This window comes from Variovorax sp. RKNM96, assembly GCF_017161115.1.
Lineage (GTDB): Bacteria > Pseudomonadota > Gammaproteobacteria > Burkholderiales > Burkholderiaceae_C > Variovorax.
In genome coordinates this window covers 1,830,896-1,846,053 of sequence record NZ_CP046508.1, presented here as the reverse complement: position 1 = coordinate 1,846,053, position 15,158 = coordinate 1,830,896, and the positions used below count along the sequence as shown (strand labels likewise).

The window sequence follows — 15,158 nt, the reverse complement described above, 5'->3', positions numbered from 1 at the left end:
GTTCTCAGCCGCCAGCGGCCAGCTCGCGTTCGAGCACCTTGGGGTTGTCGCGCCAGCGCTCCAGCCACTCCTGCGCCACGTCGCCCGGATAGACGTCTTCCACGCCGTCGCGCAGCGCCTTCACGATGGCGTTGGCCAACGCCGTCGGTGCCAGCTTGGGCGGCGGCGTGTGCTGGTTCCATTCGTCGTCGATGGGCCCCGGGAACACATTGATCACGCGGATGCCGGCCGGCCGCATCTCCGCGCGCAGGCACTGCGCGAGCGAATGCGCCGCCGCCTTCGAAGCACTGAAGGTGCCATGCGGCGGGAAGTTGCTGAGCGCATAGATCGACAGCAGGTTGACCCAGGCCGTCGCGCCCGTCGCGCCGTCGGCCGAGCGGCCCTTGAGCGCGGGGCCGAACTCCTGTGCCAGGCGCAGCAGGCCGAAGTAGTTGATGTCCATCTCGGCCTTGGCCACGTCGGTGCCGCGGCGCGCGCCGATGCCGAAGGTGCGGTGCACCTCGGCGTTGTTGATCACGATGTCGACCTTGCCGCCGATGGAGCCCGCAAGCTCAGTCACCTGGCGGCCGTTGGTGAGGTCGAGGGGCACCAGCGTCACCTGCGGCAGCGCCGAGATGTCGTCCAGGCCATCGCCCATCTTCTTCCAGGGCTCGGCATGGCCGACCCAGACGATGTCGGCGCCGGCCTTCACCAGTGCGCGCACGATGGCCTGACCGGTCTCGGTCTTGCCGTCGGTCACCAGCGCCTTGCGGAACTTCGGGTCGCTGGTCATTTCACGCAGCATCTTGTCGTCGGCCATGTGGGCACTCCCTTCATTCGGAAAACCAATGAGAACGGCCTGGCCCGCGCGGTCGAGCCGGGCGCCGACACGCACGCGCGTGGGTGCATCGCCGACCTCGCCGTGCAGGTGGACCATGAGCGTCGGGCCGGCATCCAGATGCACCAGCCCCAGCCGCCAGGGCAGCCGCTCGCGAAAGAACAGGTCGTTGCTGTGGTGCAGCGTGGTGCTGCCGAGCAGTTCGCCCTCGCCGCTCTGGGCGCGCCAGCGCAGAGAAGCCGACAGGCACTTGTGGCAGACCTCGCGCGGCGGGTACTGCACGGTGCCGCAGTCTTCGCAGGTCTGCAGTTCGAAGCGGCCTTCGGCGGCAGCCGCCGTGAGGCCGAGCGCCACGCGGCCGCGCGCACCGGGCGGCAGGTTCATCTGCCGGGTGCGCAGCACCGGGTTCTTGCGCGGGGGGCGCATCATCGGCATGGTCATGCGGGTCTCCCCAGGATGACCGCGCCTGTGCACAGGCAGCGGTCGTAGGTCACCATGCCGAAGCCGGCGACGAGGCCCAATTGGGCATCGGGCACCGCACGTTTTTCAGCTTGATCGGTCAGTTGGCGGATCGCCTCGACCATGCCGAGGAAGCCGCCTGCCGCGCCGGCCTGCCCGGCCGAGAGCTGGCCGCCACTCGTGTTGTTCGGAAAGCTGCCGTCGAAGGTCATGGTGTGCGATTGCACGAAGGCCGAGCCCTCGCCCTTCTCGCAGAAGCCCAGGTCCTCGAACTGCATCATCACGATGACGGGGTAGTCGTCGTAGGTCTGCACGAAATCGAGCGCGGCGGGCTGCACGCCGGCCTGCGCATAGAGGTCGTCGCGGTCCTTGCGCCAGCCGCCCTGCACCATCACCGGGTCTTCGGCGTAGGCGTTGTGGCGCTCGATGGCGCCGCGGATCACGGCGTGCGGCAGGCCCAGGTCGCGGGCGCGCTCCTCGCTCATCACGAGGAAGGCGTCGGCACCGGCGCAGGGCATCACGCAGTCGAAGAGGTGGATCGGGTCGGAGATCGGCCGCGCGGCCATGTACTCATCGAGCGTCAAACCCTTCTTGAACATCGCGTTGGGATTGCCGAGCGCATTGGTGCGCTGGTCGACACAGATGCGGCCGAAGTCTTCGCGCCTGGCGCCATAGGTGCGCATGTAGTTGGCGGTGATGAACGCGAAGATCGAGTTCGGCCCGCCCGAGCCGTAGGGGTAGCTCGCATCGCGCGCGAAGTTGCTGAAGCTGCCGAGCGTCTGGCGGAAGGAGTCGACGTGGTTGGTGTCGGCGCCCACGCAGGCCACGATGTCGGCATCGCCCGCCTGCACGGCGCGCGCAGCGCGGCGCAGGCACATCACGCCCGAGGCGCCGCCGGTGGGCACATGGTCGAGCCAGCGCGGCGACATGCCCAGGTGCTGCGTCACGCCCACGGCAGTGTCGGGCGCGAGCGAGAAGCTGCTGAGGCACAGGCCGTCGATCTCTTCCTTGACGACACCGCTGGCCTGGACCAGCGCCTCGATGGCCTGCCCGATGAACCAGTGCGCGGTGCGCGTGGAGTAGCGCACATAAGGCACCGTGATGGGCACGGCCACCGCGACGCCTTCGTAGGAAAGCCTTTGCCTGGTCATGCCTGCCCCACTTGTCGTTTCTTCATCGCACGCGTGTCGATGCAGTGGCCCTGCCCCGGCAACGACTGCGCCATCTCGCGCAACTGGCCGCGCTGGATCTTCTGCGAGGGCGTGAGCGGAAGCGCATCGACGAAGGCGACGTAGCCCGGCGCCTTGTAGTAGGCAAGTTGATCGAGCGCATGCTGGACGATGCTCGCGGCGACCTGTTCGCGCTGCGATGCATCGGCGTCCTCGCGCATCACGATGCAGGCCAGCACCTCGTCGCCGCGCACCGCATCGGGCGTCGCGGCCACGGCTGACGTCTTCACGGCCGGGTGCTGGTTCAGCACGCTCTCGACTTCGACGGCCGAGATGTTTTCGCCGCTGCGGCGGATCACGTTCTTCTTGCGATCGACGAAGAAGAAGTTGCCCTCGGCGTCGCGGCGCACGAGGTCACCGGTGTGGAACCAGCCATCGGCCCAGGCTTCGCGCGTGGCTTCTTCGTCCTTCAGGTAGCCGGAGAAGAAATAGCGCTTCGGATCGGTGCCGGCCGAGCGCACGAGCAGCTCGCCCGGTGCATCCGTGCCGACGTCGTTGCCGTCTTCGCCCACGAGCCGGATCTGCACGAAGTCTTCCTGACGGCCGAAGCAGCTCGTGCCCACGAGGCGCGGTTCGCGGTTGGCCATGATGCAGGCGGCCGCACCGGTCTCGGTCATGGCCCAGGCCTCGACCAGCGGGAAGCCGAAGCGCTCCTCGAAAGGCACGTGGTTCTTGCGGTCCACGCCGGCGCCGAAGCCCCAGCGGATCGCATGGTCGCGATCGGCGGCCGACAGCGATGCGGAGAGCAGCATCGCGGGCATCACGCCGAGGTAATGCACGATGGTCGCGCCGCTTTCGCGCGCGCTCGCCAGCCAGGTCTTCGGATGGAAGCGATCGAGCTGCACGAGGCACCCGCCCGCCACCAACACCACCATGGTGGAGAAGGCCATCGCGTTCATGTGATTGAGCGGCAGCGGCGTGATGACGCGCTCGGTATCCGGGTGGATGCTGCAGACGCCATCGAGCGCGGCATACCACTCGCCTGCGCGCAGGAAGTAGGCGTTGCTCAGGATGCAGCCCTTGGGGCGACCTGTGGTGCCCGAGGTGTAGAGCAGGCCGCATTCGGTGTCGACGCCGATGGGCTCGTGGGCGTGTGGCGCGGTGGTCTTCGCGCTGGGCACCGCGTCGTCGGGCCCCATCGTCTCGAAGGCCACGCCGGCTTGTGCCGCAGCGGCGCGCAGGTCGGCGGCGCGCTCCGGCAGCGTGACGGCGAGGCCGATCTCGCTGTGGCCGATCAGGTAGACCAGTTCGGCCGAACGCATCTCTGCGTTGATCGGCACCACGCTCACGCCCAGGGCGTTGAGCGCGAACCAGTGGAAGAGGAACGCGGGCCGGTTCTCCAGCAGCAGCCCGACGCGGTGGCCGTGCCCGTAGCCGGCATGCGCATAGGCGGCGCGCAAACGCTCGACCTCGGCGGCTGCCTCGCCCCAGCGGATGGCGCCTGCAGCGATGCCGTAGGCAGCCGCGGTCACCGACTCGGCGAACAGGAATTCGGCCTGCGGCGTGCGCGCTGCAGTCGTCGCGAAAACTTGATGGACGGTGGCGTGTGGCATCGCGTCCTTAGATGAAAAGCTGCACGGCCGGGAGTGCCGCGTCGCAGTTGAGCAGGTTCACGCGTTTGAGCGTCATGCGCAGCGCACCGTCCTGCATCGTGAGGTGATGGAAGAAGGTGCCGACATAGAACTGCAGTTCATCGCCCTGCGATTCGGTGTAGTGGAAGCTGGTGCGCACCACGAAGCGGTTGCCCTCGGCATCGAACTGCTCGACCACAGGCACCTGCAGCAGATGGTGGCAGCGGCTCGGCGGCTGCTGCGAGAACGCACGCGGGCTCTTCAGCCGCTCGATGCGCAGGTCGCGCAGCAGCTTGTCCTCGTAGAGGTGCGAGGTGTGGTTGAGGCCGTCTTCCTGGTCGGGCACGAGCGGCACCCAGTAGAAGGCGTCGTCGGTGAAGAGCGCGTTCCACTCTTCGTAGCGGCGCGTGTCGAGCAGATGGGCTTCGTTCACGACGAAGTCGATCAGGTCCTGGCGAGTGATATCGGTACCGGCCATCACATCGTCTCCGTCATGCGTTCGACCCAGCTTCGGTACTGGTTGCGCATCGGCAGTTCGTTGGTGCCGCCGGTGGTGATCTCGCCACCCTTGAGTTCCGACGCGTCGTAATCGCGGTGCAGGCTCACCCACTCGTTGCCGCTCGCATGCAGACCGGCCTGCATGCCGCGGTAGGCCTGCAGGTCGTCATGCCCCACCACCGAGAACGGCGAGTTGATCAGCCGGTTGTACATGGTGGTGCGCTGCAGCAGCTCGGGCGGTGCGCCCTTGAGGCGAAAGGTCCAGCTCTCGATCAGCGTCTTGTCGGCCGAGATCGGCTTCACCACGCGGATCGCCTGGATCGCGCCCTTGATCGTGAGGTTCGGGTAGTACACGGTGTTGTGCCGCGCCATGCCGAGGATCTGCGCGGTCTTCTCCTCGCCATAGCGCGCCTTCATCGCGTCGTCGTACTCGGGGATCGCCTTGTACTTGCTGTGAATGCTGAAGTGCACACCCGTGAAGCTGTGGCCGTGGTCGTAGGTGCGGATGCCCATGTCCTCGAAGAACTTGTAGTCGGACATGAAGGGCACAAACTGCTCGACCGCCATGGGCTTGGGCTCGTCGGCGGGCCTGTCGGCCCACATGCGCTTGGCGGTGCCGGCCGAGGACTCGTGCGCCACCATCGGATGCATGGTGTCGTTGAGGTTCTCCACGAACATCTTCCAGTTGCACTGGTGCATGAAGCGCAGGCACCCGCCGGCGATTTCGAGTTCGCCTTCGGGCGAGCGGTCGGCCATGTTGTCGATGGAGCTCAGCGAGTCGCCGAAGTACGCCTCGAAGTCGGGGCCCGCGTCGTTGATCTTCACGAAGATGAAGCCGCGGTGGCTGCGCACATGCTTGAGCGTCGTCAGGCCCTTGGCCGACTCGCATTCGTGCAGCGCGGTGTGCTCGTAGCCGGTCTTCAGCGGAATCGCCAGCAGCGAGCCGTCGGTCTTGAAGGTCCAGGCGTGGTACGGGCAGCGGAAGAACTTGCCGGTGTTGCCGCAGGGCGCGCTCACGAGGCGCGAGCCCTTGTGGGCGCAGCGGTTCATCATTGCGCGCACGCTGCCGTCGGTGTGACGCACCACGATGAGCGGGCGGCCGGCGATCTCGTTGCTGATCCAGTCGCCGGGCTTGGGCAGTTGGCTCTCGTGGCCGACGTAGTTCCAGGTGTTGGCGAAGAAGTGTTCCTGCTCCAGCTCGAACAATTCCTGGCTGGTGTACAGGTCACGGTGCACGCGGTCGTTCTGCACGAGCGCGCGGACTGCTTCGGGGTTGTCTCTGTATGAAGGCATGGTTCTGGTGTCTCCTTGCTTCAGATATCGAGCACCAGGCGTGCACCCTTGGCGCGCGAGATGCAGATCTGCATGACGTTGCCCTCCGCCTTCTCGCGGGCGGTGAGCACGTAGTCGCGGTGCTCGATCTCTCCCTCGAGCACGGGCACGGCGCACACGCCGCACTCGCCGCGCTTGCAGTCGAACATCGGATCGCAGCCGTTGTCGATGAGGCAGTCGAGGATGCTCTGGTCGGCCGCCACGGTGAAGCGCTGGCCCGACTGGGCGAGCTCGACCTCGAAGGGCTGGTCGCCTTCTTCGGCGACCGGCTCGGTGAAGAGTTCGAAGTGCACGCGGTCGTGCTCCCAGCCACGTGCCTGGGTCCGGGCGAGCACGGCGTCGAGCATGACCTTGGGGCCGCAGACGTAGAGGCGGTCGCCGGCGGGGACATCGTCGAGCAGCGCGTCGATATCGAGCGGCGCGCCGGCCTCGGCATCCGCATGCACGTGCAGGTTGTCACCGAGCAGCGCCTCGAGCTCAGGCAGGAAAGCCATCAGGTCGCGGCTGCGGCCGGCGTAGTGCATGCGCACCGGTGCTTCTTCGGCGCGGCGGCGCGCTGCCATGGTGGCGAGCGGCGTGACGCCGATGCCGCCCGCCACCAGCACCGAGCCGCCGGGGCCGGTGTGCAGCGGAAAGTCGTTCTTCGGCGCCTCGATGGCGAGCGTGTCGCCTTCCTTCAGCCCTTCGTGCATGAAGCGCGAGCCGCCGCGGCCTTCGGCTTCCTTGCGCACGGCGATCACGTACTCGGTCGGCGCATTCGTCGCGTTGCGCGCGGTCGCGAAGTTGATCAGCGAGTAGTAGCGCCAATCGGTCTTGCCGTCGGGCAGCGACACCTGCACGCGGATGTGCGCACCCGCTGCGAAGCCCGGCAATGGTCGGCCGTCTTCCGCGCGCAGGCGCAGCATGCGGATCAGCGGGTTGAGTTGGCGCGCTTCGGCGACGCGAAGCTGGAGCGTGGCGGTGGGAGCGGTCATCGTGCGTCCGTCGTTGTCTCTTCAGGCCAGTGCGTGCTGCGCCAGCGCAGCCTGCAGCTTGTGGCCGTGTTCGTCGGCGAGCGCCGCGTCGCGCAGTTCGCGCAAGGTGGCAGGCGCGAGCTGCGCGCCGGCGCGCTCGACAGCGCGCATCACGGTGTCGTAGTTGCGGATGCCGCGCTCGTGCGTGTCGCTGTAGCCCTTGACCAGGCGCTGGCACTGCGCGAGTTCCACCGCCAGCTCGGGGTTGTGCTGCGCAGTGGCGGCGATGCGCTGCAGCCATTCCTCGATGCGGCGGTTTTCTTCGGCGTAGCGCATCGTCGAGAGGCGCCAGCGCTTCATCGCGGCCACGGTGCGCAGCATCAGGTAGCCGCGCAGCGAACTGGTCCGGATCACCCGGCCCTTCTGCGTGAAGCGCTCGACGATCTTCTTCGGCAGCGTGGAGTTCATGAGCCAGCGGCCGATGCCGCCAGGCAGCGTCTCGCAGATTTCCTGCAGGCGCGGGTGCATGTATTCGTTGATCGCGAGCACCTGGCCCGCCTGCACGCGGGCCTCGCCGCGCACGCGCTCGAAGCGGGTGGCGCGGGTCTTGAGGGCGGCCACGCGGGCGGTGTCGTCGTAGGACATCCAGAGCGCGAGGTGACGTGCGGTTTCGCGCAGCAGGCGGTGATCGCCAGTGCCCGGCAAGGCGACGATGGCGGCCATCCGGTCGAGGTACAGGCCGGCATAGGCCAGGTCCTGGTAATCGATGAGGCGGCGCACCCCTTCGAGCAGAAAGTCTTGTGCAGCGAACGGGAAGTCGTGCTGCACTCGTTCGACCAGTGCGCGCACGGCTGGGTGACGGGGCTGTGGCGTGGGCGTGGCGGCCACGGCTTCCGGCGGCGTCTCGCCATCGTCGCCGCCTCGGGCGCGAGCGAATGCATCACCGAAGGCTTTCAGGCTGGGCTTGACGCCGACGCCCCCGCGTTCAATGGTCGCCTCGAACTGCGCGCGACTGAACGGCAGAACGCCCGATCCCGCCAGCGCGCCGAAGAGCACCGCGCTGATCACGCTGCCCGAGGCTTCGGCGGCCTGCGCCATGTCGAAGCGGATGAAGCGCTTGGCGGCCTTGGCCGTGTGCGCGAGCAACTGCGTGCTGTCGACGCGGCCATCGCCAAGCGCGCTCTTCTCCGCGATGGAGAACACGCGGTGCGTGGAGGCGATGAGCGTGGTGCGATCGTTGGTGACGAGACCGCGCTGAACGGCGCGACCGGCTTCCATGAGTTCGGAGGCGAGCACCACATCGACGTCGCCCGGCAACGGCATCAGCGCCAGCACGGGCCGGCCACCATCCGACTCGGCTTGCGCGATCGGGTACAGCTCGACGTAGTAGATGGTCGCACCGGTGCGCTGGGCCACACCCGGCACCGAGGTGGTCTGCGCGACGTAGCCGTTGGCCTCGCCCATGTCGACGATCCAGTCGGCCAGCACGCCACCCCCCTCCCCGCCCATGGCGAGGATCGCGATCTTGATCGGTTGCGCTTTTTTCATCGCTTCAGAACGCATAGGTTTCGCGGCGGCGCGCTTCGCCGCGCTGCAGCCAGCCGATGACGGCAGAACGCACGCGCTCGCGCAGCTTGTCCCAGCCGGTGGGGTTGCTCACGATCTGCGCCTTGTAGAACGAAGGGCACAGCACCGCGGCGTGCGAGACCTCGCCGCACACGCCGCAGCCCACGCAGCTGTCGAGCACGGTCGCGACCGGATCGGTGCGCAGCGGATCGGGGTTGGGCTTGATGGAGAGCGACGGGCAGCCCGACAGGCGGATGCACGAGTGGTCGCCGGTGCAGGTGTCGGAGTCGACGCCGAACTTCTCGCGCACCATGCGCTTGCCATCGGCGATGGCCTTGCGCACCAGCGGCTTCTCGCGGCGCTGCTTGTTGAGCATGCACTCCGACTGCGCGATCAGGACCTTGGGGCCCTTCTTCGTGGTGGTGAGCGCTTCTTTCAGCGCATCGCGCATGCCGGCCACGTCGTAGGTGCGGCGCAGCGTCTTCACCCACTCCACGCCCACGCCGCGCACGGCGCGCTCGATCTCGTGGCCGGTGCTGCGCGTCTTGTTGACGGCGTTCGACGAGAGGATGTCCTGCCCGCCCGTGGCCGAGGTGTAGTTGTTGTCGACGACGATGGTGAGGTTGTCGCTCTTGTTGAAGACCGAGTTCGCCACGCCGCTGGTGAGGCCGTTGTGCCAGAAGCCGCCGTCGCCCATCATCGAGATGGCGCGCTTGCCCGCCGGCGCGTTGAGCGCCGAGGCGCCCGCGCCGCCGAGGCCATAGCCCATGGTGGTGTTGCCGATGTTGAAGGGCGGGAGGATCGAGAACAGGTGGCAGCCGATGTCGGCGCTCACGTGGTGCGCGCCGAGCTCTCGCTCGACGAGCTTCATCGCGCTGAAGATCGGTCGTTCGGGGCAACCGGTGCAGAAACCCGGCGGGCGGGCGTGCACGACGTCGCCGAGCGCCGTGGAAGGCATGGCCGGTTCGGGCGCTGCATCGACGCCGATGGCGGCCACCTCCTTGAGCGGGATCACCTTGCGCACCGGTACGGGCACCGGCAGCGGCGCGAGGCGTTCGTAACGCTCGCAGAAAGTGCGCGCGCCCTTGAGCAGTTCGGATGACGTGTACTCGCCGGCGACCGGCAGCATGTCCTTGCCGTGCAGCGCGGTGGTCGAGCCGGCCTGACGCAGGATGGTCGCGAGGTTCTGCTCAACGAAATTGGGCTGGCCCTCTTCCACGATCAGCACCGCGCGCTTGCCTTCGCAGAAGCGGATGACTTCGCTCTCGATGACGGGGTAGGCCACGTTCATCACGTAGAGCGGCACCTTGGTGTTGCCATACACGTCGGCGAGATCGAGCCGCTCGAGGGCACGCAGCAGCGTGTTGTAGCTGCCGCCCTGCACGATGATGCCGATGTCGTCAGCGTCTTCGGAGAAGAACTCGTTGAGCTGGCGCTCCTCGATGAAGCGCACCGCTGCGGGCCAGCGGTCCTTCACCTTTTCTTGCTCATGGACGAAGCTCGCGGGCGGCAGCACGATGCGGCTCACGTCGCGCTGCGGGTTCTCCAGCGCCTCCTGCAACGTGAACTTCGCGCGCTTGTTGTCGCCGGCGATGAAGTGGCCGTGCACGTGGCAGGCGCGGATGCGAAGCTGCAGCATCACGGGCGTGTTGCTGGCCTCGGAGAGATCGAAGCCCGTCTTCACCGCATCGACGATGCTCGGCAGGTTCGGGCGCGGATCGAGCAGCCAGATCTGCGACTTCATCGCGAACGCATGGCTGCGCTCCTGCATGATCGACGAGCCTTCGCCGTAGTCCTCGCCCACGATGATGAGTGCGCCTCCGGTCACGCCGCCCGAGGCGAGGTTGGCCAGCGCGTCGGACGCGACGTTGGTGCCCACGGTCGCCTTGAAGGTGACGGCGCCGCGCAGCGGGTAGTTGACCGAGGCCGCAAGCGTGGCGGCGGCGGTGGCTTCGCTCGCGCTGTTCTCGAAGCGGATGCCCTGCTCGGCGAGGATGTCCTGCGCATCGGCCAGCACGTCCATCAGGTGCGAGATGGGTGCCCCCTGGTACCCGGCCACATAGGAAACTCCCGATTCGAGCAAGGCCTTGGTGACCGCCAGAATGCCTTCGCCACGAAATACATCTCCGCCGGAAAGCCGCAGCTTCTTGACTTCTTCGACGAACGAACGCTCAGCCATGTGGGTCCTTCTTCTTTCTCGTGGGAGGATGCGCTTCAGGTGCCACATCACGCTTTCTATAATGTTGACAAATGAATGTATCCACAATCATGAATTACCCTAGACATGCAAGCAGCGTGCCCGCGGCTCGCGTGGCGCACCGGGAAGCGAGGTGCCTTCATGGCTGAGCAGGACCAACCCTCCGAGTCGCATCGCTTCGTCGACGACTACCTGCCGGCGCTGCTCGCGCAGGCGAGCCAGCTGATCTCGTCGGAGTTCCACGAGGTGGCGCGACAGCAAGGTTTCTCGGTGTCGGAGTGGCGCGTGATGGCGTCGCTCGCCGGCAGCGAGGCGATCAGCATCGGTCAGCTCGCGCAGGTGACCGTGACCAAACAGCCGACCGTCACGCGCCTGCTCGATCGCATGGAATCGCGCGGACAGGTCGAGCGCCTGCCCCACGAAAGTGACCGCCGCATCACGCTGGTGCGCATCACGCGCAAGGGGTTGAAGGCCGTCGAGCACCTGATGGAACTGGCGCGCGAGCACGAGCGGCGCGTGCTCGAACCCTTCGGCCTGCGGCGGGCCGAAGAGCTCAAGCAGACATTGCGGCGGATGATCGAACTGCACGTGCATGTGCCGCTCGAGGAGTCCGAGCCGGAAGAAGACTGAGGCCGTCTAGGGCACGAGCACCGCGCGGCCGCGATGGCCGCGTTGCGCGATCCATTCGAGTGCGCTGGCAGCATCAGCCAGCGCGAAGCTCTGCACATCGAGATGCAGACGGCCATCGGCCAATCGCGCGAGCAACTCGGGCGCCGCGGCGCGGCCCGCCGCCTCTCGCCGGAACATGTTGAGCGGCAGCAGCGCAACGTCGCGCTGCAGGAAATGCGCAATGTCGAGTTGCAACGTGGGGCCCGCGGTGTAGCCGATCAGCACGGCGCGACCGCCGGGGCGCACGGCAGGCAGAGATGCGGCGAGGACGTGGCCGCCGACTGTGTCGATGAGCAGGTCGGCGCTGGCGGTTGTGGGCGCGGTGTTCGGGTCGACCTGCGTCACGGCGCACCCAGCATCGTGCGCAAGTTGCATCGCGAGAGAACCCACCGCACCGCTCGCACCCGTCACCAGGACTTGCTCTCCAGCCCGCAGCTTTGCGACTTCATGCAGCGCCACCCATGCCGACGTAGTGGGCGAGAAGAACGCGGCGCCAAGCGTCATCGGCAATGCATCGGGCAAGAGGCCAAGCGCTTCGTCGGGCGCATCGATCTGCTCGCACCAGGTGCCGTCGAACAGGGTACCCAGCCCGCTGCCGCGCAGCCACACGCGCTGTCCGACCTCGTAGCGCCCGCTCGCGACGACGATGCCCGCGGCTTCCACACCCGGCGTGTAGGGCAACGGTGGATGCCGCAGGAAGCTGCCGCGCCACACGGTGCGGTCGATGTGGCCGACCGTGGCGGCCTGCATGCGCACGATGGTGCGACCGGGGCGCGCGACGGGATCGGCCACCTCCTCCAGCACGGGCACTGCATCGAAACCGTGGATGCGGATGGCTTTCATGGCAGCGTGGAAAGAAAGTCGATCACGGTCTGCGCGAAGGCTTCAGGCATCTGGTCTGGCAGCGGCACCATGCCGCCTTCGATGTCGACGATGCGCGCTTGCGGCAGATGATGCTGCAGCTCGGCTGCATGCGGTGCGGCGAACGGATCGTCGGTGGCGCGGATGATGAGCACAGGCTGCGTCACGCGGCCAATGCGGTCTTCCATGCGGTAGGAAGCAACGGCGCGATGGCCCTCTTCCACGCGATGGCCGACCTTCAACGCATCGAGCACGAAGGCTTCGAGCAACTCCGGTCGTCCCACCGGATAGAAGCCCTGGCGCCTTTGCCACAGCGCGGCAAGATGACTTCCGTCTTCGCTCGGCGTGACCTCGTCGATAGGCGGCCTCTGGGCCCGCGCGATGCGAAAGGGCTCGTCGGTGTATGGCGTCGACGACAGCACCAGGCCACGCACACGATCCGGAAACGCAGCCGCCAGTTCGATCGCGACGACACCGCCCGTGTGATGGCCCACGACATCGGCCCGATGGATGCCCAGCGCATCGAGCAGTTCGCATGCCACACGCGCCCATTGCGCGATGCTGGCGGGCACGCCGCCGTCCGAAGAGTCGCCGAAGCCCGCGGTGTCCATCGCGATGGCGCAATAGCGCGCACCGATCAGCGGCAGCACCTCACGGTACTCGAACCAGCTGCGCGGCGACTGGTGCAGCAGCAGCACGGCCGGCGCATCTGCATCGCCGCATGCCGCGTAGTGCACCTGCCCCACCGACAGGTCGGCAAAGGCGCGGCGGATCGTCATGACAGCGTCTCGCCGGCGGGTGCGCGCCAGAGGCCCGCGTGCTTCAACTCACCCAGCGTGCGCGAGAGCACGTCGCGCCGGTAGGCGGCGATGTCGCGGCCTTCGTAGTCGTAGAAGCCGCTGCCGCTCTTGAGGCCGAGGCGTCCTTCCTCGACCATGCGATCGACGATGGCCGGCGCGGTGTAGCGTCCCTTGTCGATCGAGACCGACATCTCGCGGCTCGCGTGATGGAGGATGTCGCAACCACCGAAGTCGATGAACTCGACCACGCCCAGCGCGGCGAAGCGCAGGCCCAGGCCGTAGCGCGTGGCCTTGTCGATTTCCTCGGCGGTGGCGGCGCCCTCCTCGATCATGCGGGCCGCCTCGTTCATCACCAGCGCCTGCAGGCGCGGCACGATGTAGCCGGGCGAGGCACCGCAGACCACGGGCAGTTTTCCGATCTCTTCCATCAGCGCCTTGGTGCGCGCAAGCACGGCGACATCCGTGCCTGGGTGGCAGCTCAGTTCCACCACGGGGATCACATAGGCCGGGTTGAGCCAGTGCATGTTGAGGAAGCGCTCGGGCAGCCGCACCAACGCCGCGAGCTGCGTCACGAGGATGCTGCTGGTGGTCGAGGTGAGGATCGCGTCGTCGCGGCAATAGCGGTTGAGGTGCTCGAAGGCTTCGCGCTTGGCGTCCATGGTTTCGGGGACGCCTTCGAACACCAGCTCGGCGGCGGCGAGTGCCTGCGGGGCGGCTGCGGCATTCACGAAGTCCACGCGCGCGGCGATGGGCTGGATCTGCGCCGCATCGATCACGCCGAGTTGAGCGAGGCCTGCGAGGCTGGCTTCGATCTCCGACTTCGCTTCGTCGCGCAGGCGCAGCCACGCGTCGTCGCTGCGTAGGCGCAGATCGATCAACGAGATGCGGTGCCCGGCATACGCGAACGCGATCGCGATGCCGCGCCCCATGCGGCCTGCACCGACGGCCGCGAAGCGAGGCAGCGCGCGCTCATTCGCCATCGTGCAGCCTCTGCTTGAGCTGCGCCGCGCTCAGGTCGGCAAGGCCCAGGCTCTCGAAAGTGCGCGGGCCGTGGCGCAGGTCGCGGCCGAGAAAGCCGCCGACGATGGCCAGCAGGCCGTGCGCGATGGGGGCGTCCACGCCCGCATGGCGCGCGGCCGAAGCAAGGAAGGCCAGGCCGAGCTCTGTGTCTTCGGTGATGTAGCGGTGCGTGTGCAGGTCGATGTTCTCGCGCCAGTCGCCCGACTTGACGAGTTGCTTGTGCGCGTCGCCGTACATCCATTGGTCGTTGTTGTAGTGGTCGGCCAGCGGATAGTGCGGCGCGCCCTGCCCGAAGGCTTCGCGCACGGCCATGCGCTCGCGGTCAAGCCGGTCGGTCACATCGCGCACCGCGCGCTGGGTGCCTTCGTTGTGGATGTCCCAGCGCTCGAAGTGCTGCAGCGGGGCGGCATTCATCACCATCAGCGGCGGGTGAATGACGGGGCCGGCGTTCATCAGCGCACCCGAGAGCGCGTCGCCGCAGCCGTGCACGGCCGGGTAGGCCTTGCGGATCACCTCGATCGCCGCGGCCTCCTTGCGCGCCGGGTAGACGCCGGTCGGCAGGCGGATGGCGCGGATCGTGACGTTCACTTCGCGCTCGCCATGCTTGCGCGCGAGGTACGGCAAGGTGCCGGTCTCGGCCCATGCCACGTCGGCGCGGTTGCCGGCCTCTTTCACCGTTCGCGCCATCACGTAGCTGCCGAAGGTACCCGGCGGCAGGAAGACGACCTGGCCGTCTACCAGATGTGGTGCCATGGCGAGCGCGATGTCTTGCTGGGCGATGGCGGGCGTGGGAATGACGATCAGCTCGACGCCCTTGAGAGCCGCGGCGATGTCGGCGGTCGCAAGTGCGAGCGCCACTTCGCGCGCGCCATCGGCATCCTTCAGCGTGATCGCGCCGGCTTGCACGACCGGCTCCAGCGCCGCGGCATCGCGACGCCACAGGCGCACCTCGTGACCGGCTTCGGACAGGTCCGCGGCGGCTGCGTAGGCGCCGTGACCACCGCCAAGAATCGCAATTTTCATGTTCGGAAATTTGAAAAGCAGATGTCGATGAACCGGCAGCCGCGGCGCGGACCGGGGAGCAATGCGCTATTACATTACTTTTCATCGATTCAGATGTCAATCAAATACCGCGACAGCCGCCCCCTCGGAAACCCGCAATGAAAAAGCCCGCGCTTCTTGCGAA

Annotated in this window: 13 protein-coding genes; 1 reads left to right on the top strand and 12 read right to left on the bottom strand. The window is 67.4% G+C overall.

The genetic code is table 11. The features are described from left to right. Positions 1-4: 4 nt before the first annotated feature. From GNX71_RS08360 to GNX71_RS08325, 8 genes are read right to left on the bottom strand one after another with little or no spacing between them, the layout of a single operon-like run. Positions 5-1,258 carry an SDR family NAD(P)-dependent oxidoreductase gene (locus tag GNX71_RS08360; protein ID WP_206177888.1) on the bottom strand — a complete coding sequence of 418 codons (1,254 nt, stop codon included), beginning with the start codon at positions 1,256-1,258 and terminating at the stop codon, positions 5-7. Further along, positions 1,255-2,427 carry a thiolase family protein gene (locus tag GNX71_RS08355; protein WP_206177887.1) on the bottom strand — a complete coding sequence of 391 codons (1,173 nt, stop codon included), beginning with the start codon at positions 2,425-2,427 and terminating at the stop codon, positions 1,255-1,257. The genes GNX71_RS08360 and GNX71_RS08355 overlap by 4 nt, the downstream gene beginning before the upstream one ends. Beyond that, on the bottom strand, positions 2,424-4,058 hold the full coding sequence (locus GNX71_RS08350) for an AMP-binding protein (protein ID WP_206177886.1): 1,635 nt from the start codon (positions 4,056-4,058) through the stop codon (positions 2,424-2,426). The genes GNX71_RS08355 and GNX71_RS08350 overlap by 4 nt, the downstream gene beginning before the upstream one ends. A gap of 7 nt (positions 4,059-4,065) precedes the next feature. Further along, the gene (locus GNX71_RS08345; RefSeq protein ID WP_206177885.1) at positions 4,066-4,554 is read right to left on the bottom strand and encodes an aromatic-ring-hydroxylating dioxygenase subunit beta; all 489 of its coding nucleotides are present in this window, start codon (positions 4,552-4,554) and stop codon (positions 4,066-4,068) included. After that, complete coding sequence (locus GNX71_RS08340; protein WP_206177884.1) at positions 4,554-5,867, bottom strand: aromatic ring-hydroxylating dioxygenase subunit alpha; 1,314 nt, start codon at positions 5,865-5,867, stop codon at positions 4,554-4,556. The genes GNX71_RS08345 and GNX71_RS08340 overlap by 1 nt, the downstream gene beginning before the upstream one ends. 20 nt (positions 5,868-5,887) lie before the next feature. Then, positions 5,888-6,880: a PDR/VanB family oxidoreductase gene (locus GNX71_RS08335; RefSeq protein WP_206177883.1), complete on the bottom strand. Its 993-nt coding sequence runs from the start codon at positions 6,878-6,880 to the stop codon at positions 5,888-5,890. 21 nt (positions 6,881-6,901) lie between these two features. Next, entirely contained in the window at positions 6,902-8,407 is a 1,506-nt protein-coding gene (locus tag GNX71_RS08330; protein ID WP_206177882.1) for an indolepyruvate oxidoreductase subunit beta family protein, read from the bottom strand. A 4-nt stretch (positions 8,408-8,411) separates the two neighbouring features. Beyond that, positions 8,412-10,604: an indolepyruvate ferredoxin oxidoreductase subunit alpha gene (locus GNX71_RS08325; RefSeq protein ID WP_206177881.1), complete on the bottom strand. Its 2,193-nt coding sequence runs from the start codon at positions 10,602-10,604 to the stop codon at positions 8,412-8,414. 159 nt (positions 10,605-10,763) lie between these two features. Here GNX71_RS08325 and GNX71_RS08320 point away from each other — a divergent pair, with 159 nt between their 5' ends. Next, entirely contained in the window at positions 10,764-11,252 is a 489-nt protein-coding gene (locus GNX71_RS08320) for a MarR family transcriptional regulator (RefSeq protein ID WP_206177880.1), read from the top strand. A 6-nt stretch (positions 11,253-11,258) separates the two neighbouring features. Here the strand turns inward: GNX71_RS08320 and GNX71_RS08315 are convergent, their stop codons facing one another. Genes GNX71_RS08315 through GNX71_RS08300 form a run of 4 tightly spaced genes read right to left on the bottom strand, consistent with a single transcriptional unit; the run spans position 11,259 to position 14,995 of the window. After that, positions 11,259-12,134: a zinc-binding alcohol dehydrogenase family protein gene (locus GNX71_RS08315; RefSeq protein WP_206177879.1), complete on the bottom strand. Its 876-nt coding sequence runs from the start codon at positions 12,132-12,134 to the stop codon at positions 11,259-11,261. Continuing rightward, positions 12,131-12,931, bottom strand: a complete 801-nt coding sequence (locus GNX71_RS08310; protein WP_206177878.1) for an alpha/beta hydrolase — start codon at positions 12,929-12,931, stop codon at positions 12,131-12,133. Before GNX71_RS08310 ends, GNX71_RS08315 begins: the two co-directional genes overlap by 4 nt. Next, positions 12,928-13,932, bottom strand: a complete 1,005-nt coding sequence (locus tag GNX71_RS08305; protein WP_206177877.1) for a 3-hydroxybutyryl-CoA dehydrogenase — start codon at positions 13,930-13,932, stop codon at positions 12,928-12,930. The genes GNX71_RS08310 and GNX71_RS08305 overlap by 4 nt, the downstream gene beginning before the upstream one ends. Then, entirely contained in the window at positions 13,922-14,995 is a 1,074-nt protein-coding gene (locus tag GNX71_RS08300; protein WP_206177876.1) for an NAD/NADP octopine/nopaline dehydrogenase family protein, read from the bottom strand. The genes GNX71_RS08305 and GNX71_RS08300 overlap by 11 nt, the downstream gene beginning before the upstream one ends. Between the last annotated feature and the right edge of the window lie 163 nt (positions 14,996-15,158).